Annotated in this window: 16 protein-coding genes; 9 read left to right on the top strand and 7 right to left on the bottom strand. The window is 63.1% G+C overall.

The features are described from left to right. The 4 genes from C7389_RS14235 to C7389_RS14220 are packed head-to-tail and all read left to right on the top strand — an operon-like array spanning position 1 to position 5,729. The gene (locus C7389_RS14235) at positions 1 to 1,128 is read left to right on the top strand and encodes a beta propeller repeat protein (protein ID WP_133592589.1); all 1,128 of its coding nucleotides are present in this window, start codon (positions 1 to 3) and stop codon (positions 1,126 to 1,128) included. Next, positions 1,115 to 2,896 (top strand): WD40/YVTN/BNR-like repeat-containing protein, encoded by a 1,782-nt coding sequence (locus C7389_RS14230; protein ID WP_133592587.1) that lies wholly within the window; start codon positions 1,115 to 1,117, stop codon positions 2,894 to 2,896. Before C7389_RS14235 ends, C7389_RS14230 begins: the two co-directional genes overlap by 14 nt. A 2-nt stretch (positions 2,897 to 2,898) precedes the next feature. Beyond that, entirely contained in the window at positions 2,899 to 4,683 is a 1,785-nt protein-coding gene (locus tag C7389_RS14225) for a hypothetical protein (RefSeq protein WP_133592585.1), read from the top strand. Further along, the gene (locus C7389_RS14220; RefSeq protein ID WP_133592583.1) at positions 4,683 to 5,729 is read left to right on the top strand and encodes a hypothetical protein; all 1,047 of its coding nucleotides are present in this window, start codon (positions 4,683 to 4,685) and stop codon (positions 5,727 to 5,729) included. Before C7389_RS14225 ends, C7389_RS14220 begins: the two co-directional genes overlap by 1 nt. Positions 5,730 to 5,736: 7 nt before the next feature. On the opposite strand, the gene C7389_RS14215 is transcribed toward C7389_RS14220, so the two are convergent. After that, entirely contained in the window at positions 5,737 to 6,261 is a 525-nt protein-coding gene (locus tag C7389_RS14215; protein ID WP_133592581.1) for a hypothetical protein, read from the bottom strand. A 119-nt stretch (positions 6,262 to 6,380) separates the two neighbouring features. Here C7389_RS14215 and C7389_RS14210 point away from each other — a divergent pair, with 119 nt between their 5' ends. After that, positions 6,381 to 8,012 carry a hypothetical protein gene (locus tag C7389_RS14210; RefSeq protein ID WP_133592579.1) on the top strand — a complete coding sequence of 544 codons (1,632 nt, stop codon included), beginning with the start codon at positions 6,381 to 6,383 and terminating at the stop codon, positions 8,010 to 8,012. Positions 8,013 to 8,168: 156 nt separating this feature from the next. Here the strand turns inward: C7389_RS14210 and C7389_RS14205 are convergent, their stop codons facing one another. The 4 genes from C7389_RS14205 to C7389_RS14190 all read right to left on the bottom strand — a co-directional run bounded on the left by C7389_RS14205 (position 8,169) and on the right by C7389_RS14190 (position 11,222). Further along, positions 8,169 to 8,447: a hypothetical protein gene (locus C7389_RS14205; RefSeq protein WP_133592577.1), complete on the bottom strand. Its 279-nt coding sequence runs from the start codon at positions 8,445 to 8,447 to the stop codon at positions 8,169 to 8,171. A gap of 226 nt (positions 8,448 to 8,673) precedes the next feature. Continuing rightward, positions 8,674 to 9,525, bottom strand: a complete 852-nt coding sequence (locus tag C7389_RS14200) for a hypothetical protein (RefSeq protein WP_133592575.1) — start codon at positions 9,523 to 9,525, stop codon at positions 8,674 to 8,676. Beyond that, positions 9,522 to 10,169: a hypothetical protein gene (locus C7389_RS14195; protein WP_133592573.1), complete on the bottom strand. Its 648-nt coding sequence runs from the start codon at positions 10,167 to 10,169 to the stop codon at positions 9,522 to 9,524. Before C7389_RS14195 ends, C7389_RS14200 begins: the two co-directional genes overlap by 4 nt. 582 nt (positions 10,170 to 10,751) lie before the next feature. Then, a complete protein-coding gene (locus tag C7389_RS14190; protein ID WP_133592571.1) occupies positions 10,752 to 11,222 on the bottom strand; it encodes an Arc family DNA-binding protein in 471 nt (156 codons plus the stop codon). 112 nt (positions 11,223 to 11,334) lie between these two features. On the opposite strand from C7389_RS14190, the gene C7389_RS24890 reads away from it, so the two are divergent. The 4 genes from C7389_RS24890 to C7389_RS14175 all read left to right on the top strand — a co-directional run bounded on the left by C7389_RS24890 (position 11,335) and on the right by C7389_RS14175 (position 19,347). Further along, positions 11,335 to 11,505, top strand: coding sequence for a hypothetical protein (locus C7389_RS24890; RefSeq protein ID WP_162851747.1), 171 nt, complete (start codon positions 11,335 to 11,337; stop codon positions 11,503 to 11,505). Next, complete coding sequence (locus tag C7389_RS14185; RefSeq protein WP_133592569.1) at positions 11,502 to 12,269, top strand: phage antirepressor KilAC domain-containing protein; 768 nt, start codon at positions 11,502 to 11,504, stop codon at positions 12,267 to 12,269. The genes C7389_RS24890 and C7389_RS14185 overlap by 4 nt, the downstream gene beginning before the upstream one ends. A gap of 4 nt (positions 12,270 to 12,273) precedes the next feature. Next, the gene (locus tag C7389_RS14180; RefSeq protein WP_133592566.1) at positions 12,274 to 12,870 is read left to right on the top strand and encodes a hypothetical protein; all 597 of its coding nucleotides are present in this window, start codon (positions 12,274 to 12,276) and stop codon (positions 12,868 to 12,870) included. A 93-nt stretch (positions 12,871 to 12,963) separates the two neighbouring features. Further along, on the top strand, positions 12,964 to 19,347 hold the full coding sequence (locus tag C7389_RS14175; protein WP_133592564.1) for an LPD3 domain-containing protein: 6,384 nt from the start codon (positions 12,964 to 12,966) through the stop codon (positions 19,345 to 19,347). Positions 19,348 to 19,386: 39 nt separating this feature from the next. On the opposite strand, the gene C7389_RS14170 is transcribed toward C7389_RS14175, so the two are convergent. Together C7389_RS14170 and C7389_RS14165 are read right to left on the bottom strand one after the other, a co-directional pair. Continuing rightward, positions 19,387 to 19,728 (bottom strand): helix-turn-helix domain-containing protein, encoded by a 342-nt coding sequence (locus tag C7389_RS14170; RefSeq protein WP_133592563.1) that lies wholly within the window; start codon positions 19,726 to 19,728, stop codon positions 19,387 to 19,389. 110 nt (positions 19,729 to 19,838) lie between these two features. Further along, positions 19,839 to 20,123: a hypothetical protein gene (locus C7389_RS14165; RefSeq protein ID WP_133592561.1), complete on the bottom strand. Its 285-nt coding sequence runs from the start codon at positions 20,121 to 20,123 to the stop codon at positions 19,839 to 19,841. Positions 20,124 to 20,353: the final 230 nt, after the last annotated feature.

The raw sequence follows: 20,353 nt of genomic DNA, 5'->3' as shown, positions 1-20,353 counted from the left end.
ATGACGCCGATCTTCACCTACCACCTGCGGTCGGTGCTGCCTGGGGATTTCCGAGTGGCTGCCGGCAATGGCCTGTTGGTGGCCGTGCAGTTCGGTGTCACTTGGTCCGCCGTAGCGCCGGGGGCGGTCCGGGTAAGCGAGGATGGCGGAGCAAGCTGGGAGCCGGTCAGCCCGCCATTTGCGTGCCTGCTGGGCAACGCCAACGCGTCTGCTGACGTGTGGGATATCCACTTCAATGGCTCTGCGTTCGGGTTCGAAGTGATGCGGGCCTCAGGAGGCCAGCTTTGCTTCCTGACGAGTGCCGGGGGCCGTACCTGGAATGTGGCTGCCTCTTCGGTGAATCCTTCCGACTTCGTGCAGCACTACCCTGGCGGCGTGCGCAATGTGGTCGGGGGCGGGGCGGGGCGGTGGGTGTGCCAGGGCTACGACAGTCTCTCGGAGCAAGCCTTCCTTGCCGTCACCGCAGGGAACTCGCTTACCGTGGCGGGCCGCATTCAGCCTTCGAACGAAGGCATCTATTCCGGCGCCGGCGTGAGCGCGTCTCCGAGTGGCGCGCTCATGGTGACGGGAATGGCGACCCGTGCCAGCGCCTATGTGCTGCGGGCCGGCGGCGGCTCCACGCAGCACGCCTTTCCAGCTGTGTATGGTGACTTCGCCTCGTTCTATGCGCCAAGCGCTGGCTTCGTCAGGCCGTCCATGATGGTGAGCCCCACGGGCGCCGCCTGGGAGCAGACAGAGTTGCCGGTTCCCGTTGTTGCACAGGCACAGATTCGACAGGCCGGCTCAGACCCGGCCAAGTGGCGAGGAGCGGTGTTCGTCTGCGCCGCCGGCGGTTGGTTGCCGATTGCAACTGTTGATGGGCGCACCTGGCAATCCGATGTGGCCACCTACGATCTCGTCGATACCGGTGGCGGCGTTCGCGCTCCCGCTGCGACTGGCAAGGCGTCGAGCTACCCGGTGGGGTACTCCGGCGCCATGGAAGGGATGGTCAACGCCTGGACGCTGATGGATGAGCGTATCCATGTGATCCACCGGTCAGCTTCCCAGACCTATGTTGTCGAAGCGGTGCCGATCATTCCGCCATCGTTCTGGCGCGACCTGCGCGGGGCTATCCATGAGCTTTCCTAAAGTCTTCGGTCGCGGGCCGGCCGGGGTTCGCGCTGTCGCCGAAGGAAAGCTGCGTGGCCTTCAGCGTGTCGATGCGCCATTCCTCTCGGCCTCCGGGCCGGGCTTTTCCGCCATCAAGGCGGGAGGCTTTGACCGGGTCGAGCTATCGGAGGATGAGCCTGCAGGCGGCCAAGAGGTGGTGCTCATAACGCAGGTTCGGGATGCCGCAGATCGAGACCGGTACATCGGAACGGCGGAGCTGCGCCAGCGCATGCCGTTCTGGACGGTTGCGCGTGGTGGCGTTGGTGCGATCTATACCGGCCGCCGGGCCTTCATCGGCTGGCTGCGGCCTGCGCCGCGGGTGGATACCGGGGCACGCGCCTGCCCGACAGTGATCCACAACTACACCGGCGATCCGCCGGAGGCGCCGGCCAACGAACTGGTGAATCGCTGGCTCTATGGGGCCGATGATCCGTGGCTGCTTTACGTCTTCCATATGGGGCGCGACGGAGCGAAGGGTGACGCTGATGTGATCTCGGCCGCTTTGGCCGCCCAGTCCTGCCCACACAACGACGTGCCGGCGATCCTGGATGGAGCTGTGCCGGTAGGCATCCTGGAAGATGGGACCGTTGCCGTTGCCATGGTGATCGGCGCGACGGAAGAGGGGCGCGCGGATGACTATGGTTTCCAGACTGTCCGGCTTGGCGTGGGCGTTTGGCGCGGCGGCGCTGGCACGGTAGTGAGCATGCTGCCGATCCCGGACGACACCGCCGGTGAGCATTCCTATGTGGCCGGGCCTCTTGGCGCGCTGGCGCCTGGCGTGATGCTTGTGCCAGTGGTCGAACTCTGGACTCCCTGCCGGTTCCAGCATGACCCGGAGTTGCCAGAGAGTTTCGACCCGACAGGCCGCATCCTGCTGTATCGATCCACCGACTATGGCGCGACCTGGGGGCAGGTGGATGCCGCGGCCTGGATGGACGGCCTGCCGGACGCACCTGAGGCCGATCCAACCTCGCGCACCTTCGACGACCCCTCGATCCTGCTGCAGCGAGTGGCCTGGAAAGCGAGTGGCTATGGAGCAGAGATCAACGCCGCCATGTGCGCGGCCGTGTTCGGCTCTTGGGTAGCGCCCGCTCCTGGTGCGGCCGTGTTTTTCTCGCCGCTGCGGCTGGACGGCGGTGGCTACCAGCTGCGTGCCTTCCACTCGGGCGACAGTGGTTCCACCTGGGCGGAAGTCGCGATGCCTCTGATCGAGAGTGCAACCCTTCCGTTCGTTCGCGCCATCGTGATCCGTCCTGGCGTGCTGCTTGCCCGAGTCCAAATGAACTACGACCGGGAAGACGACGGCGAGGTGATTGCTCTCCGCTCCGCTGACGGCGGGCTGTCGTGGGAGGAAACCGACCTGGCCGGCCTGGATATCGAGCTGACGCAGGTCACGCTGGGCATGTTCGTCGTGACTGAGTACGACGCCGAGCGCGCGCCCGATCAATGCACGGTCGCCGTGCCCGTCGTTACGGGGGGCAAGGCCGTGCTCTACGCCTCTACCGATGATGGCGCCTCCTGGCAGAAGGCAGCCCGCATGTTCCCGGCATCGAGGAGGGCGGATGACCGACCTTTCGTGGCTCCGCCCGGAACGCTGCTCTCGCCGCCTCAAAGCGATGAGCGAGAGCTCGGCGCATTCGATTCGCCGGGAGATCTGGGCGTGTGCTTCTACGTCGGTCCGTATCGCAGCCCGGCCCCTGCCAATCTGGCCGCGCCGTGGTGGCTGGATGAGGCGTTGCAGGAGTAACCATGGCTGACCTTGAGAAGAACATCGACCGCGTCCTGTATGCAGGTAGCCCCGGCACGGCTGGAGCGCCGGCGTATGTGACATACAAATGGACCTGGGTGTGCTACCCGGCATGGCTGATTGGCGTTGGCAGTCCGAGTGGCGATATCGACCTGGGCGCCTCGGGGGCCGTCTATTCGGACACGCCCATCGACGGGCTGCTCTGCCAGTACATGCAGGTGCCGGTTGTGGTGCCAGCCGTTCCAGGTACGCCGGGCACGCCGGATGTTGAGGTGACCGACTACCACTTCGGCTGGAATGCTGCGGCGCGATCCGTGGGCATCCTGCCGGCGGATGGCTACATCGAGTTCAGGGTGGACCGGTCTGCGGTTGGGGTAGTGGTGGGCCTGGCCAGTCAGGACAGCTCGACCTTGTACCAGGATGCGCTCCATGGCCTGTACTTCGCTGGCGGTCAGGTTCATGTGATTCAGGCCGGGGCTATCGACGCCGATATCCCGAGCGACCACAGCTATAGCACGGAGGAGGTCTGGCGCGTGGAGCGCACCGGCGCGAGCGTGCTGTTCTCACGCAATGGCGCGATCTTCTTCGGAGCCGCGGCCGTTGAGGGTGCGTTGTTCCTGAAGGCCTGCCTATACGCTGGCGGCGATGCAGTCCGCGATCCCGCCGTGGTCGCAATGGTTGCTGGCTCGGGCGAACTGGCCGCGCTGCGCGGCGGTGGCCTGCAAGGGCAGGGCGGTGTCGGCGAATTGGCGGCGCTCGGCGCAGTTGGGCGGCAGTTCGTGCATGCGGCCGGTGCGCTGGCTGGGCTTGATGCGCATGGAGGAGATTCCGCCTTCGGTCACGGCGGCGGCATCCTGTCGGCGCTGGATTCCGCCGGTGAAGCTGGCGTCGTGATCCCGGCCTATGGCGTGGGCGCTGGCACGCTGGCATCACTCGGAAGCATAGGCACGGCATCTGACCGCCTGCGCGCTTACCAGGACGAGGGGCGGATTGCCGCGCTCGACAGTTTCGGCGCAGACGGGCCGTATGCGGTGGGACGCGGGAACCTGGCGTCGCTGGTCAGCGTTGGCGTTGGGGTAGAAGGCAATCGCTACGCCTCGGTCGTTGCGCGTGGGACAGCCGTTGCGGAAGTGAGCGCTGGAATGGTGCTCGCCGTCGTCCTGTCCTCCGTTGGCGCCGTCTCAGCGGTGATCGGGGCCGAGGTGATCCAGACCGCCGACGTCGCCTCCACCGGTGCAGCTCGTGACAACTGGTCCCTGGAACTGCTGATCGACGCCATCCTGAGTTCCGCGGCCGCCGGCCGGGGGGGCTTTGATGGCGGCGACGACGGCGCCGAAGTCTGGGCGGTGAATCTGGCGACGTCAGCTTCAACACGCTACGAGCGCTTCCCCTTCAACAGCTTTGCCCGGATCGGTGACCGCTACTACGCCGCGGCGCAAGACGGCATCTACCTGCTGGAGGGCGAAGACGATGCCGGCGAGCAGATCGACGCGCTGGCGGTGACCGACCTGCAGGCCTTCGGCACCTCGCAGCTGAAGCGCCTGGGCCCCGCCTACCTCGGCGTGTCGTCCGATGGCCTGATGCGCATCACGGTGCGCGCACCCGACGGCCAGGCCTACACCTACTCGGCGCGCCGCAGCGACCCCTATGCCCGCGTGCAGCGCGTCGATGTTGGCCAGGGCCTGCGTGCCAACTACTTCCGCTTCGAGGTGGCGAACACCGACGGCGGCGACTTCGAACTGAGCTCCCTTGAGCTTTCGCCTGTGATTCTGAAAAGGAGGATCTGATGGCTACCACCTACACGCCGGCCGAATTGGTCGCGATGGCCTGGGACCGCGGCGAGGCGTTGAGCAACAGCCTTTCCACGCAATCGGTGGGCTTTCTGAACCAAGCGCTGGGCGTTGCCGGCTCGGCCGCCCGGATGAACCCAGCGGCTCTCAGCTTCTCCGCCGCCGTTGCGGAGCCCGACGTGATTATCCCGAAGCTCGCCGAGGGTGCTTCGATGGAGCTCTTCGACAGCTGGTGGAATGGCATCACCGATCAACTGACGGAGCGCTTCTCGTGGTTCATCTCAACCTACTTCCCGAACGAGTGCGACTACTTGGGGAAGGCGCAAGGCTGGATCTGCAAGGCACTCACATCCGGCGGTACCGGCATTGCACCTCGGGTCGAGGAGCAGATCTGGGAGCGCGACCGCTCGCGGATACTTCGGGACGCAGCCCGTGCGGAAGAAGAGGCGATGACTTCGTTCGCCGCCCGCGGCTTCCCGCTTCCGCCCGGTGCGCTGGCGGGCATGGTTCAGCGCATCCGCAATGACGCTCAGGATCGCGTTGCCCAGTCCTCGCGCGAGCGCGCAATCCAGGCCGCCCAGCTCGAGGTGGAGAACGTGCGCTTTGCCGTGCAGCAGGCTGTCGGCCTCTACACCTCGGCCGTCGGCGCGGCGCGCGATTTCATCTCGGCCCTGGCCGGTACCAGCGGCGTGTCGGCCCAGCTGATTCCCTCGGTTACCGATTCGCAGTCCCGGCTGATCAGCGCGGCGTCCAGCTACTACCAGGCGCGCATCGCCGTGAAGGAACTGGAACTGAAGGCCAGCACGACCGGGGCCGAGTTCAATCAGCAGGCTTCCGTCGCGAACCAGGCGGCGCAGATGCAGGCATACCGGAACATGGTCGATTCTGCGGTGGAGGCAGCGAAGATGCTGGCGACCCAGGCGGCTGCTGCGCTGAATGCGCTGCATACCAGCGTGGGCACGGACGCACGAGTCGCGACCACCGTGGGCTACAACTACGGCGGAGATGTTTCCACGGATGTGCCGCCGAAGACGGCAACGTAGTTTTTATTCAGTCCTCGAAAATTGGCCTAAGTCTGGCGATCGACTCAGCCGCTGCATCGTTCCACGTGTCCACTTGGGAGGGAGATAACAGGCGGCGAGAGGGAAGCTTGCCAAGCTGATACTCGGTGATGCGGGAGGTGAACTCCTTGCTTAGGTCTTCCTTTACGCGAGCCACCACGAAGTCAAGATTGGTTTGATCGTACAAATAAATCCCGCCAATCCATTGATTCTTACATAGACGAAAACTCAGACAGTTTCGCCGCAGATGGTTTTTCACTTTGCTGTATATGGCTTGTTCGCATGCGCTGACTCGGAAGTAAAACGAAGAGTCCACACGAAAGGGCTCCCCTTCGAAGGTATCCGGCGGGATCGAAGTCATGGCTGAATCGTAGTATTCCGGGAGGGAGAAGACGATTCGATGCAACGCCTCGTTGTTCATGCCCTCCGGCGGCAGAACTTCCACTTCAATCTGACCAAACTCTTCCCGATCTAGGCGCTCTTTGAAGAGCCATTTGATTTTTATCTCACCCATGGAAGTTTCGGCTCGTTGATGACATAGAAGTTGTTAAGTTATTCCATTTAGTTGTTTTTGAGAAGTGCACGAAATCCCAGCCCGGCCACGCGCCGGGCTTTTTCATTTTGGAGACCCAAATGGCACTTGAAGACTCCCTTCGCCGCCTGCAAACCCCTCCGGCGCCCCCGGCCGCCCCTTCACTGCAGACCGTCAAGCCGGCCCAGTCCGGAGTCTCGCTCTCGGCGATGGCTGCTGGCGCTGAGCCGCCTGCTCCCGCCTCTGGTAGCGCCATGGCGCGCCTCACGGATATGTCGCCACAAGCGGTGGCGCCGCCGGCGCCTGCCCAGCCCACCGCGATGGAGCGCTTGAGCGCCCCTCCGCAGCAGAGACTTGGGCCCACGCCCACCATGGGCGAGACGATGAACCGCATCAACGATGCGCGAGCGCAGCGCACGGGCGCCGGGCTCTACGGCACGCCACGCACCGAAGCGCAGAAGCTGTCCGACACCGGCCGGCCGGGCTACCAAGATCGCGTGAATGCGATTCCAGGGCCGTCCGATGAAACGCTCCTGGCAATGCGTCGGCTTGAACTATCGAGAAGTGGAGCAAGGGCCGCGCCCCAGCCTGTCAGCAACCCCGCCACGATGGGTGGCTCGGCCGACCGGCAGGCCCAGGCAGCGGGATTGACTGGGACCATGGGCGAACCCAAGCCGAGTGCTATGGACAACCTGCAGAACTTCGACACCACGGCTTGGGCGAAGAGCACCACACAGCAGGAGCGCGACGCGGTGGGCGATACCTACCGGGATGCCTGGCAGCAGCAAGTGCCAGACGGGATGAAAAGTGCTGGTGCAGGCGCGCTTGCTCTCTACAACATGGAGCAGGCCACCCGCGGCACCAGCATTACCGCCCAGCGTGGCGCCAACGGCAACATGGAGTTCAGCGGTAACGGAGCGAATGCCCTGCCGCAGAGCTACACCAGCGGCGTGAATCTCGGCGAGGCCAATGCCCGCATGGCCCAGGCGAACGCGGTGCGTCAGTCCTACCTTGACTCCTTCGGCGGCCCGAGTGCGGCCGCGATTGGCAATCCGACTTCTGAGTCCAACGCCTCGCTGGCGCGGCTCGCTGCCATGCCTTCGCTGTCCAACTCCACCGGCGGTGGCCGCGCCGGCCGGGCTGACCGTGCGCTCGCCCTGCGTGAGATGGAGCTGGCGGAGAATCGAGCCGCAAGGGCCCAAGAGCTGGGGCTGCGCGGCCAGGAGGTGGCGGGGAACATGGCTGCTCGGAGCCAGGACGCCCAGGCCCGACTGGAAGAGATGAGGGCTCGAGTGGCGACGCTACCGAGCGAGGCGCGGATGAACGAGGTACGAGCCAGGGCGGCAGCCTCCGAAGCGCAGTTGGGCGATATGCGGAACAACCTGCTGCAACGGTTGGAGCGCTCGGTTGATCCGAAGGAGCGCGAGGCGCTTCAGCAGCAGTTGCGTTTCGTGCAGGGACGGGACATCCAGCAGGAGCGCTACATCACGGCGGGCGGCGGCCAGGAGGTGATGGCCGATGGTAGCTTGAGGGCGTTGCCGTCGCAGATACTCAACACGACGACGGGGCAGTTTGTGACGCCGCCGGCGGGGCAAGGGGGCTCGGCTGAAGGCCGGCAGCCGACTCCGGCGCACATCGACTTCTTGCGACAGAACAGGGGCAATCCTGCTGCGATTGCTTCTTTCGAGCGGAACTTTGGTGCAGGAGCGGCCGGACGTTACCTTTCGTCCTGAAGCCCTGTCACTTCCATTTGGAAAGCAGATAGCCGACCAAGAAGACCAGCCCTAGCGCAATCGAAATGCCGAGACCGTTCGCGCCCCCTGAGCCTCCGCGTGCATGAGCTGCGAAGGGAGCAAGGGCTGCAAGAAAGAGGAAGAACCTGAGGATAGTCACTGTTGCTTGGGGCCTTGGTAGTTAGGGTCGCCGAATGCTTTGTCAAATTCGTTCGGCTCCACCCTAACCACCGGCCTCTCCTCCGCCCCAATCAGGAGCGTCGTTTCCCCCGTCCAGCGGTCGAGCTTGTACGGCGCTCGATTGCCGGAGGGCGTCACGATCTCGTAGCGGAAGAAGGACGCCAGCGCGAGAAGGGCGATGGCGACGCCGATGGCGATGAGAAGGGCGGGTTTCTTCATGCCGCCGTTATAGCGCGGGGCGGTGGTGGGCGGCAAGAGCACTGCGGACCGTGCCGTCACGGGTGTTCAACAACCGGACAGGGAGCTACGTGGAGCAACCGATGCAAGGGCAGGCGGTTGCCGCGGCGCCAGATTCCGCTGTCGCCGCGCTACGTGCGAACCCGCAGCGGGCGGCGGAGTTTGATCAGAAGTATGGGGTGGGGGCGGCTGATAGATATCTTGCCGCGTAAAGGCCGCGTGATCTTTTCAACGCAATATGCCTTCATGCCGCCCGTTTAAACCATGCCCAGTCAATAATGCGTTCGGCAAGCACCTCAGGGTCCTCTTCCACCTCAACGCGGCATCGAGTGGGAATTCGATCAATCACATAGTCGATCGCTTTCTCCGCCTCATGCAATTTATTTTCTGGCCACCCAGTCGGCCGAAGGACAAAAAAGCCAAGCCTATCAAGCCCTCTTGCCTCTGCCGCCCATTCAAGATCAAGAAGGGCATCAAGAAGGTGAAAACGGATCGTGTCGGCGCCAAATGCCGCAGACTCGATGACGCCGCCGCCGTTCGGGGGTTGAAGCGCAATAGCAACAGCGCGCTTGCCTTTTCGCGTACTCACCACGGTTTGCGGAGAAGAAGGGATGATCTCATCGGCCTCCTCGGGGCGTTTCTCACGCAAAAGGCGGTAGATGGTCGATATTACCTTGCTGGTTGGGGTTGTCTTGAGACGGGCAGAAGAGTCATTGCGCAAAGGAATTGCTGCGGTAACCTGACTGACAAACAGTTCATCCAGCGCCTCAAGGGGCGGAAGGCTGTAGATTGGCGTAGGGGTGTCAAAAACAATGTTTGGGGACGGTGAAGCTCTCCCCTCAAGCGCCTCGCAAAACGCAATTTGCGCGAGTTGCACTACTCCGTGTGCTGCGTCTTCGCCGTAGATACACGCAAGCCTGCCGGGTTCGCTGATGACTCTAGCATAGCGCTCACCTCTTGTTCCAATGACACATACGCCGACGTTGAATGACTCGCCTGTAAATAGATCGGGAGTGCATCGAATATTGAAGGCAGTCCCCGTCTGAACAATGCCTGAAGATGAGGCGGCAAAGAGATTTTGCAGGGCGGTGATCATAGGATCATATTGAAGTAGGCTGCGAGGTTGCTTTTCGTGGTTTCTGCGCGACCCCATATAAAATGGTGGGCGCGCAAATAGTCAGGATCGCCGCTGCCAAGCCAGCGGTATAAGTCTCGCCTCGCAAGAGAATATGCCGCATTGAAGCGTTCCGCACTCTTTAATATGGCGCTGCGGATTGGCAGAGGCAAGCTCTCTGCCGGAAAGATGAGCTCAAGTAGCTTATTGAATGACCATTTTTCTTCCATGGTTACAAGGTCGTTATGGGTCCACTCAGGACCCGTGAGGATATCGCTGTGATCAATAGGAATGAGATGAGCATTCCCAGTCAAGATCAGGTTCCCCGTGTTGCGGTCAACATTGGCTAGCCAGGAATCAAATGCAACGAGCTGCGGAAAACCTGGCCATTCCTGCAGAATGCCCTGTAGAGCCTCAAGATTATCCCCGAGCAGCGCAAAGAGGGATCCTTGGCGGCGCGAGTTTAGATCGATACATGACATCGACACAAAGCAGTATGCCGAGGGTGCTTCGCAAGGGATCCCAATCCCCTGAAGCAGGGCTCCTGGAAGCTGGATTATGCCTCCTGGAGGCTGCTCAATACGAGCATGGCAAGCCATGACGTAGCCGACGATTTCGTTTTCCAAGCTGCGAGGCGCATACGAGGGGTAGAATTTGACGAAGCCGTGACGCCCTCCTGAGAAGAGCGCCAAATGAGTGAGCGCCCTGTGGTCTGCGCTGAGAACCTTGAGGGGCCGAATATACTCGGCAGGGGTGTGCAATGTGAGCATTGTGCGGCCTGGTGGATCATCAACTTGGAAGCGCCTGCCGAGTCAGACGGCTTGCTAGCTATAGCTGATGCGCGATTTTTGATGCGTTCGGAATAATGCAGTATTAGAGCGGCCTTGCGAATAACCCAAAAGTAATATCAGGCCATGAGCAACTGGTTGACCGTGATCTATTTCACGCAATACCAAGCCAAGCCCGCTCTTGAAATTCCTGTGTCCCCGTAGCACCATGTTTCGACACCCTGGGTCAGTGCGCCCAGGCCTCAGAAGCCCGCCTCGAGCGGGCTTCGTCGCTTCCAGCCCCAGCGCGGGCGCCCCACACCAGACCCGGCCTTGAGCCGGGTTTTTCGTTTCTGGAGCCGGTGATGGCCGACAACGATGTGGAGTCCCTAGCCCGCACTGGGCAATGAGGTTTGCGGCGTGGGGATGATGCAAACGTGACTAGGGTTTTTTCTTGCGGCCTTTCCGCAGACTGGTTCGCGTCGGGCGAGAAGGGCGTCCAGCGCGCAGGGCAAGGGAGCGAAGTGCAGCGTTCCGCCTCTCAAGCTCTTGCTCTCGCTTTTGGGCTTCTTCGTCGATGACCTGAAAGGCTTGTCCAGTCGGAGATTGCGCCGAGGGGGCGGACTCTTCATTTGCCAGCAGGCTCATTACCAACTGAAGCGCGCGGCGGGCTGGTTCGTCGTGAATGTGGGTTTTTCCTCGGAAGATCTCCAAGGCCGCGCCCACGCTGCTTCCGATTATCTCTTCGGCGGCAGCGGTGCTCGCATGCATGCTCTCAAATGAACGCTGGAGGCGCTCAATGATCTCGGCGTTCATCGAGCGCCCTCGATCGTCTGCGGAGTCCTGCACCAGCTTATGCAGTTCGCGCGGTAGTCGAAGAGCCGTCTTGATGTAGTCGTCTTGGCGTGCCATAGGTCGGATTGTATGGGACTACTGCCGCCAAAATGAAGTTGCCTCTATTTTAGAGGCGTGTTAGTGTTTTGTTGTGCCGCTAATTTGAAGGCACTTCAGATAGGAGGTAGGCATGACCATCCCGAGAGAAGTAGTGAAAACGGCGCTACGCGTTCCCGTGGCGCTCCATCAGCGCATTCATGAAGAGGCGAAGAAGGGAGAAAGGACTTTCAACGCGGAGATCATCTTCCGCTTGGCTGGGGCTTACAGCGGGGTTTCAGACAAGAAGGAGGGTCAGCAATGAACCTCGTCATAGCAGGCGTACCTATCCGTGCCGACGCCGAAGGCCGGTACTGCCTGAACGATCTGCATCGCGCTGCGGGAGGGGAGAAGCGCCACCAGCCTTCCGACTGGCTGCGCATCCAACAAACGCAGGATCTGATTGCCGAACTGGCAATCGCCGGAATTCCGGGAATTCCCGGAATTGAATCCAAACAAGGGCTTGGCACTTACGTCGCCAAGGAACTTGTCTATGCCTACGCGATGTGGATCAGTGCCGCGTTCCACCTCAAGGTGATCCGCGCCTACGATGCCATGGTGACGCAGCCCACCGCCGACCCGATGACCATCCTCTCCGATCCCGCGGCGATGCGTGGTCTGTTACTGACCTACACCGAGAAGGTCATTGCTCTGAAAGAGACGCTGGCTGAACAAGCTCCAAAGGTCGAGGCGCTGGACCGCATCGCTACCTACAGCGACGGCTCTTTCTGCATCCGCGATGCCGCCAAGAACCTGCAGATACAGGAGAAGGTACTTCGCCAGTGGTTGAGCGAGCACGACTGGATTTATCGCCGGCCGATGGGCTCTGGCTGGCTGGCCTACTCGGAGAAGCTCAAGGCCGGGCTGCTCGAACACAAGATCACGACCGGCACGAAGGCGGATGGGAGCGCCTGGACGGACACACAGGTTCGCGTCACGGCCAAGGGGATGGCAAAACTTGCGCTGCTGGTTCCGCCGACTGGCTTTGTCCCGCCGGCACGAGACGCCGGCCCGAGGCCGCACGCATGAGGGAATGGCTGCTCCCAAGATTTTCCAAAAACACTTGGTCGCGCCAGGCAAGATGTTCTTGCTGCAAAAAGGAAAGCGCCTCGACGGTCTGGACCACCGTCGAGGCGCTGATTGGAAACCCGCCTTGTCAGGAGAGATTCACATGAGCACGTATAGCGCGAATCGAGCTATTCCGCAACCGATCCACCCCAAACCCCGCACGCGACGGCAGCTTGTCTCGAATGCCCTCCGCCAGACGACGCGCCTGGGGGAGAGCAACATGTTCGCCGGTTGGCATGCCGGCGTGGAGATTGGGCAGGCGCTGGGTGTGGCGACGTTGGCGCGAAACTTGATCGACGGCGAGGACATCGGCTTCATGTTGAGCGACGTGTTGTGCGACATCCTTGGGCTTCATCCCGGCATTGGCAGCGAGGAAGAGAACGCACGCAGGGCGCTGTTCTGCGGAATCTGCTTGGAGTACGGCAAGGTGGTGCGCTGGGCTTATGAGCGCAAGGTCTTCGGCTTCGACTGCGAGGATGCGAGCGCCGTGATGCGAAACGCCACCCAGCGCGCAGCGACGATTGCCGCGAACGTGCTGCAGGAGTGCCGGCAGGCCGCCTGACTCCGTTACGACTGACTCACCCACAACAACCCGCTTCGGCGGGTTTTCTTTTTTCTGGCCCGCTTCGGCGGGCTTTTTCATTTGGAGGCCTGAATGGCTGACAACTTCGACGATGTGTTTGCAGACCCAAGCTTTGGGAGTGACGCAGCAGGCCAGGATTTCGACGCTGTCTTTTCAAACGCTGACTGGAAGCCAAAGCGTTCATCCCTCGCCCGCCGGGCCATCGGTGACACCGCCGTCTCCCTGGGCAAGGGCATCATTGGCGCCGGGGAAGCGGCTGTCGGTCTTGCTGACCTGGCCACCGGCGGTGCGGCGGGCAAGGCGCTGGAGGGCGTCGGCTACCGGCCGAAGCAAACCAAGGAGTTTCTCGACGAGTTCTACTCCCCCGAGCAGAAGGCAGCGAACCAGCGTGTGCAGGAGGCCGAGGGCTTCTTCGGCACGGCCGGCGCAATGCTGGAGAACCCGAGCACCATCGCCCATACCGCGGTTGAGTCGGTGCCGAACATGCTGGGCGGCGGCGCGATTGCCCGCGGGCTGGGGGGCGCTACCAAGCTGGGGGCAGTGGCGCGGGGCGCTATTGGGGAGGGCGCCGTCGGGGCTGGCTCGGCGGCCGAGCAGGTGCGGCAGCAAACAGACGATGGGCTACTGACTGCCGAGCAGACTGCAGCCTCATTGGCATCCGGCATCGGAACGGGTCTCCTTGGCGCTGCTGGCGGTCGGGTGGCGCAGCGGCTCGGCATTGGCGACGTCGATACTGCGCTGGCCGGTGGTGCCTTGCAGACCTCAGCCAAGGGGCGCGCCCGTCGATTTGCGGAAGGGGCGGTGTCTGAAGGCGTCTTGGAAGAACTGCCGCAGTCCATGTTGGAGCAGTCCATGCAGAACGCGGCCCTTGGGCGGCCGCTGGGTGAAGGGGTGCCGGAAGCCGCTGCAACCGGGCTGCTTACTGGCGCCGCGATGGGGGGTGGCGTTGCTACCATCCCTGGCCGGGCGCGGCCCGAGCGCGAGAGGCCAAGCCCCGCCGATGACTGGGTCGGAGCACTCGAAAGAGCGCACGGGGGAGAGCCGGACAGCGCAGCAAGATACAACCGGCTGCGTGAGCAGGACAAAGACCTAAGGGACTTCCTTCAGTATTCAGAGCCCTGGCTAAGCGATGAAGGCGAGCGATCTGATCGCGACGAGCAGATACAGCGCGAGGTCGATGTATTCCAGAGCCCGCAGACTTCGCCTGAGCAGCGCCTGGAGGCGATGCAAAACATCTACGGAACGCTCGATGACGAGATAAGCGATTTCGTTGCGTCACGAGAAGCGCCTGACCCTGAGGTTCTTGAGCGCGAACTTGCTGCGGCAGGTGTTTCCCCACCCGCACCAGCGCCGGTGATCGATGAGCGCAGGATGGCTGCGGCGCTGGATCTTGGCATCGACCCCGCGGCCGGCCCGCTGAGCAAGGCGGCAACGGAGGCGCTCGGCCAGCAGACGACGCGCCAGGGGACGACCGCACCGACGCAGGCCGAAGCTCCGGCGGCGCAGCCGCTCACCGCCGCAGCGAATGCGGCCGCCGGCCAGCAGGATGCGCCGGTGGAGAATCCGCCGGTTTCTGCTGCCGAGCCGGTCGAATCGCCCGCCATTACTGGAAGTGCTGGTGGTGGACTGCAGCAGGATCAACCCGCCGCCGCACAGCCCCGCATCCTCAGCACCACCCCGCACCGCGGCATCGCCATGGCCCGCGTGGCCCAGGCCCGCAGACAAAACCCTTCCGCAAACGTCGACATGGTGAAGCAGGGCGACGGCTGGGCGGTTGTCGAGCGGCCTGCGGCTGAATCCCCCCAACTTCCTGGAGCCACCAATGGCGCAATCCCTGCTGACCCAACCAATGCCGCCATGGCTGCGCCGAGCGGTGCGCAAGGGGGCGCTGACCTGGCCCGAGGCGCAGGCGCTGCAGTGTCACAGCCTGATGTGTCCGCCCTGGGCGGAGTGGAACCCGTTGCCGCAGGCGCTGTGGCCGGCCAGCAGCCGGTTGTCTCTGCTGGAAACGCCAGCGGTGGGCGGGCGGCAGTAGGGGCCAACATCGGCGTGGCATCCGGTGGCGCCAGGGCGGGTAACGCCGCCAGCACCTACGCACTTGAGCCCTCTGGTATTCGGGCTCAGGTGGGAGCGGATTCCGAGGCCAGTCTAGCAAATCCCGAATCCAGCGGAATGCCGGATGCTCCGCGCTCGGCGACTGCCAGCGCGCAAAGAGGCGGCATCACCGCCTCCCGTCTTTCCCAGGTTTTCGCTGAGCGCTTCCCCAAGCTGGCCCCAGCCTTCCGCATGATGGTCGAGCGCGGCATGCGCCGGGAGAAGGGCGGGGTGGTGATGGTCAATGACGCGACGCCGCAGGGCATGGCCCAGACCTTCGCGCGCTCGACCGGCCGACGGGTGGATGAGGTGGTGCAGTACTTCCGCTCCGAGGAGACTGGCGACATCCAAGGCTTCTACGACCCGCGTTCGGGCCTGACCTTCCTTGTCGCGCCGAACCTCAACGACCAGACCGCGCCTGCGGTGCTGCTGCACGAGATGATCCACAGCCAGCAGCGCGAGAAGTTGGACGTTCGTGCGATGGCGATGCTCAACGGCCGCGCCAGCGCTGCGCCGAAGGAGCGGGCTTTCCTGGATCGCGTGGCGCGCCGGATGGCGGACGCCGGCGAGACGGGCAACCCGCGCGAAGCGACGTCCTACATCGTGGAGCAGGCCGTGCTGGAAGGGCGCGACGCCGGCTACACGGCCGCCGACGGCAAGCTCGCGGACTGGATCGAGGCGAACATCGGTAAGCCGGTCGCCAACCTGGTGCGCGGCTTCATGATGATGGTTCGCGGCTGGATCGTGCGCAGTGGCCTGCCCGCGAACACGCCGGTGACGGTGGATGACCTGGTGAGCTACGCGATGGCCGGGATGGAGCGGGCTGCGCGCGGGGATGTGCGGACGAGTAGAGGGCGTCAGGAGCAGAGCCCCGCCACGAAGGATTTCAGTGGCGATAGCGCCACTCTGCCTTCCAACGCCCGAAGCGATGGCGGGAGCGGACCGATTGTAGGAGCGCAGTCTGAGCGCGGCAACTCAGAGCGGCGCCGGGCCGATGCTTCTGGCGCTGGGGAGAGCTTCAACCAAAGCGTCTCGGGCGACCCCTTGGCGCATGCCGAGATGCCGCGCCAAGCCTCGACGTTCGAGGAGGCCCGCGCCGCGGCCAAGGCGTTTCAGGGGCAGCCGCTGACGAACCGGGCGAGCGGAATGGCTGTGACCGTCTCCCGGAACAACCTGGACAAGATGCTGAGCCAAAGCGCGGTAGGCAAATCCACGTCGGCGTTCGATCAGTCGTTGGCGGTGGCCAATCTGGACCACCTATTCAACAACGCGGTCTTCGGCTGGACGAAGCCTGATCGGGATAGCGACCCGAACATCGTGGGTGTGCATCGCTTCTTCGCACCGATGGATACGGCGAACGGCACGCGGGTGGTGAAGCTGACGGTGAAGGAGTCTGCCCGCCAGGATCAGGGCAGCAAGATCTACACGGTGGAGTCGCTGGAAATAGAAAGCCCCGCGTCGATCTGGGTTGACTCGACTGTTCAAGCCGATGGGCTTGACCCGACTTCAACCCCCTACGCAGGGCTGATTCAAAGTCTAGTGGAGGCGGTGCAGCAGCGCAACGCCCGGAGGGATGGACGGCCCCAGTTCTCCCGCGCCGCAACTGCCGCCCCACCTCTGGGCGATCAGGTCCGCGCAGCTGCGAACAGGATCACCGGCCGGCGGCCGACTGACCCGAGCGACCCATTCGCCACTGAGAACGCCCGCCTACGCGAGCAGGACAAGACGCTATGGGACAAGGCCAAGAAGCTCCTGCGCCGACAGTTGGCGCCTGGCGGCCTGCTCCCTGAATCAGTCTTCGCTGAGAAGATCGCCCGAGATAGCGAGTTCCAGGCGGTGGAGTTCGACGTGCGCCACATCGTTGGCGGCCTGGAGCGCGCGGTGCGGGCGGACTACGGCGTCACCTTCGACAAACTGACGGATGAGCAACAGCGGGAGCTTTCCACGGCGCTCGCCGGCAAGATGCCCACCGGCCTGCCCGAGGCGACCAAGACTGCGATCCTGGCGATGCGCCAGTACATCGACAAGCTCTCCACCGATTACCTGCACATCGTTCAGGGCAAGATCGATGCACTGATGGAGAAAGCTCAGGCGAGCGGTCGGGATGGCGACAAGGCGCAGGCGATCAACGAGATCGAGCTGTACGAGAAGATCAAGGGCAACATCGGACAGTACGTGCATCGCTCGTACCAGGCGTTTGACGATCCGAAGTGGTTCCAGAAGGTGCCGACGGGAGCGGTGAATGCCGCCCGCCAATACCTGAAGCTGGGCTACATGGAAGACGGGAAGACGAGCGAGGCGGAGGCGTTGCGGCTGGCCGAAGTGACGCTGCACGAGATACTGAAGAACGGGACCGCGTACGACTCAATGGAGTCTTTCATTGCCGAGAGCAAGCTCGGTGCGAAGGATCTCAGCGTGCTGATGCGGCGAAAGGAGGTGCCCATCCAGATCCGGGCACTGCTGGGCGAATATACCGACCCCCGGCTCAACTTTGCCAAGTCAGCGACGAAGATGGGGCGCTTGATCTGGAATCAGCGTTTCCTCGAGCGGGTGCGCGAGGTGGGCGCGGGCGCCTTCCTGTTCGATGGCAAGGATCGACCGCCGGAGGCAACAGCCCATCTTGCAGCCGACGGTTCGGAGGTGATGGCGCCGCTGAATGGCCTATGGACTTACCCGGAGGTGGCGCAGGCGTTCAAGGATGCGCTGGGAAAGGAGCAGATGAGCGGCCTATACCGGGCGGTTGTTCGTGCCAATGGCTTCGTGAAGTACGGCAAGACGGTTCTTTCTCCAACAACCGCGATGCGGAACTGGCAGTCGGCCATGTTCTTCGCGTTGGCGAACGGCCACTTCGACCTGACCCAGATGAAGAAGAGCGTGGCGGCATTCCGGGAACAGGTGCGCCAGAACGCTACGGGCGATGACCTCGCCTACCTGCGTCACCTGAAACAGCTGGGCGTGGTGTATGACACGCCGGCGGCTGGCGAGATGATGCGGTTGCTGGACGACGCGAAGGTGGAAGACCTGCTGAGTGGCCGTAGTGGCAAGGCCGTGGATTTCGTTCGAAAGGCGAACCAGATGGCACAGGGGTTCTACAGCTTCGGGGATGACTTCTGGAAGATCATCGGCTTCGAGAATGAGAAGGCGAACCTGCAGAAGGCAGGCATGCCGCTGGCAGAGGCCGAGCGGGAGGCGGCGAAGCGAATCCGCGACATGTACCCGACCTACAGCATGGTGGGGCGCGGCGTGCAGTGGCTTTCTCGCTTCCCGCTTGCCGGCACCTTCGTCAGCTTCCCCGCCGAGATCGTACGTACGACTGGCAACATGCTGCGCACGACAGCGGCCGACCTGAAGAGCGACAACCCAGGCATGCGGCAGATCGGGATCAAGCGCGCAGTAGGCATGGCGCTGGTGTCCGGGATGTTCTGGGCGCTCTCCGCGGCGACGAAGGCAATGTTCGACGTGGATGATGATGAGGAAGAGGCGCTGCGCGATCTGGCGCCGGAGTGGCAGAAGAACTCCACCTTCCTCTACGCCGGCCGGGACGACAAAGGCAATCTGCGGTACTTCGACATGTCGTTCCTCGACCCCTATGGCTACTGGAAGCGGCCGGTCACGGCGATGCTTCGGAATCAGCCGTGGGAGAAGTCTGCAGCCAGCGCCCTCTCGGACATGGTCACGCCATTCCTGGGGGCCGATATCACCGCGGACGCGATCTTCCAGGCGCTTGCCAACCAGAAGCCTACCGGCGGCCGGGTTTATCAGGAGAACGACACGCCAGTGGATCAGGCGGTTGATATCGCCAACCACCTGCGCAAGAGCCTGCAGCCGGGCTTCATGGGCAACATCGAGCGGTTCGCCTTGGCGGCCCAGGACGTCAAGCGGGAGGGGAGTGGCCAGCCTTACAGCTTGCAGGACGAGATGGTTGCGCTGCTGGGCTGGCGCGCTTCAACGATGGATCCGAAGACGGCGCTGTACTACCGGTCCTTCGAATTCACCGATGCGATGAGCGAGGCCAGGCAGGCGCTGACCCGGACGCTGCGCAGCGTGAATGAGGTGTCATCTGAGGATATCGCCGAGTCGCGGGAGCGGGCCCGCCGCAAGCAGGTGGAGGCCTTCACCGAGATGCACAGGCTAGTGCAGGCGGCCCGCCAGGCCGGAATGACGCACGCCGAAATCATCCAGACACTGCGGCTTTCCAACATCTCCCAAGGCAATGTTTCTGCTTTGATGCGAGGCGTGCCGCCGCCGCTTGTTGTGGGGGCTGCTGCTACGAGGAATGCCGTTCAGCAGGCGAGGGGCATGCAGGGGCCCGAGTTTGCCTCCGAAGTCGCGCGGCGGTTTAGGGAGGCGGCTGCAGGCTGAGCGGCACGGGCTGCGCGTGGAGGATGCGAGGGCGGCGGGTTAAGGCAGCATCCCGAACGGCAAGTGTGCGAACGGGTCGGCCTCGTACTCCGACTCGCGCGGCTTCCTCTTGCTGCGAGGCGCAGGCGCCGTCGGGGCACTCTGCTTTCCGAAGCCTGCTCGCATGGCCATCAGTGCTTCGAGAGCTTCCTTTTCCGAACCGGTTGCCATGCGCAACAATTGTTCGACCGCAGGGGGCAGGGGTCGGCTTCCGCCTTCATATCGGCTGCCTGTGGATTGCTTGACGTTGAGGCGACCCCAGAACTCAAGCTGGTTCATCTGGAGCTGCAGCCTGATCTCCTTGGCCTGTTGGCCGGTGAGCAGAGGGCGCTTCCTTGGCATTCTATATCTCCGTCATACGCTGTTCGAGATGGTAGCTCGGCCGAGGGGCCAGGGGCATGTGGGAGATACGCCCTTTATGGGCCTTGGACCGGCAAACAGGGACTAGATCTCTAGTGCTCACTCGTCCGCACGAACCACTCTTGAACCACGCCCCTGCCGTCTGCGTTCTCGTACCCCTGCCAGATCTGCCAGCCCTGCTTGGCGTTGATCAATACGGGCTGGTACAGCTCAATGGGCTCAAACCGACTGGCCCATACATGGTAGAGACGGAGACGCCGGATGCCCCGGATGAGATCGATCGTGAAGTCGCCTGAGTAGGTCTTTTGCTTCTGCACTTGATCGCGCGGCAGAGGCTCGCCGTCCTTGCGCATCAACTGCGCGTGCATCATGGTCATGGCGATGGCGGAATGTGGCTGTATGGAAATACAGTCTATCAACACCACCAATCAACAGGTAAGATGCGTTCGCCCCAAATGTGCCCCAAGTCAGGTTCTTTGCGCGGCAAGTTTCTGATTGTGATACCTAATTAGGTGAGTTCGAATCTCACAGCCCCCGCCAAATTACGGCATTCCTAAAATGCCTACGCCGACCTTAAAGCCTTGCGGCGGCTGCATTTACCTAGGCG

It is taken from the genome of Azoarcus indigens, from assembly GCF_004361735.1.
Lineage (GTDB): Bacteria > Pseudomonadota > Gammaproteobacteria > Burkholderiales > Rhodocyclaceae > Azoarcus > Azoarcus indigens.
The sequence above is the reverse complement of the archived record's forward strand: the minus strand, read 5'-3'. Positions and strand labels throughout refer to the sequence as shown.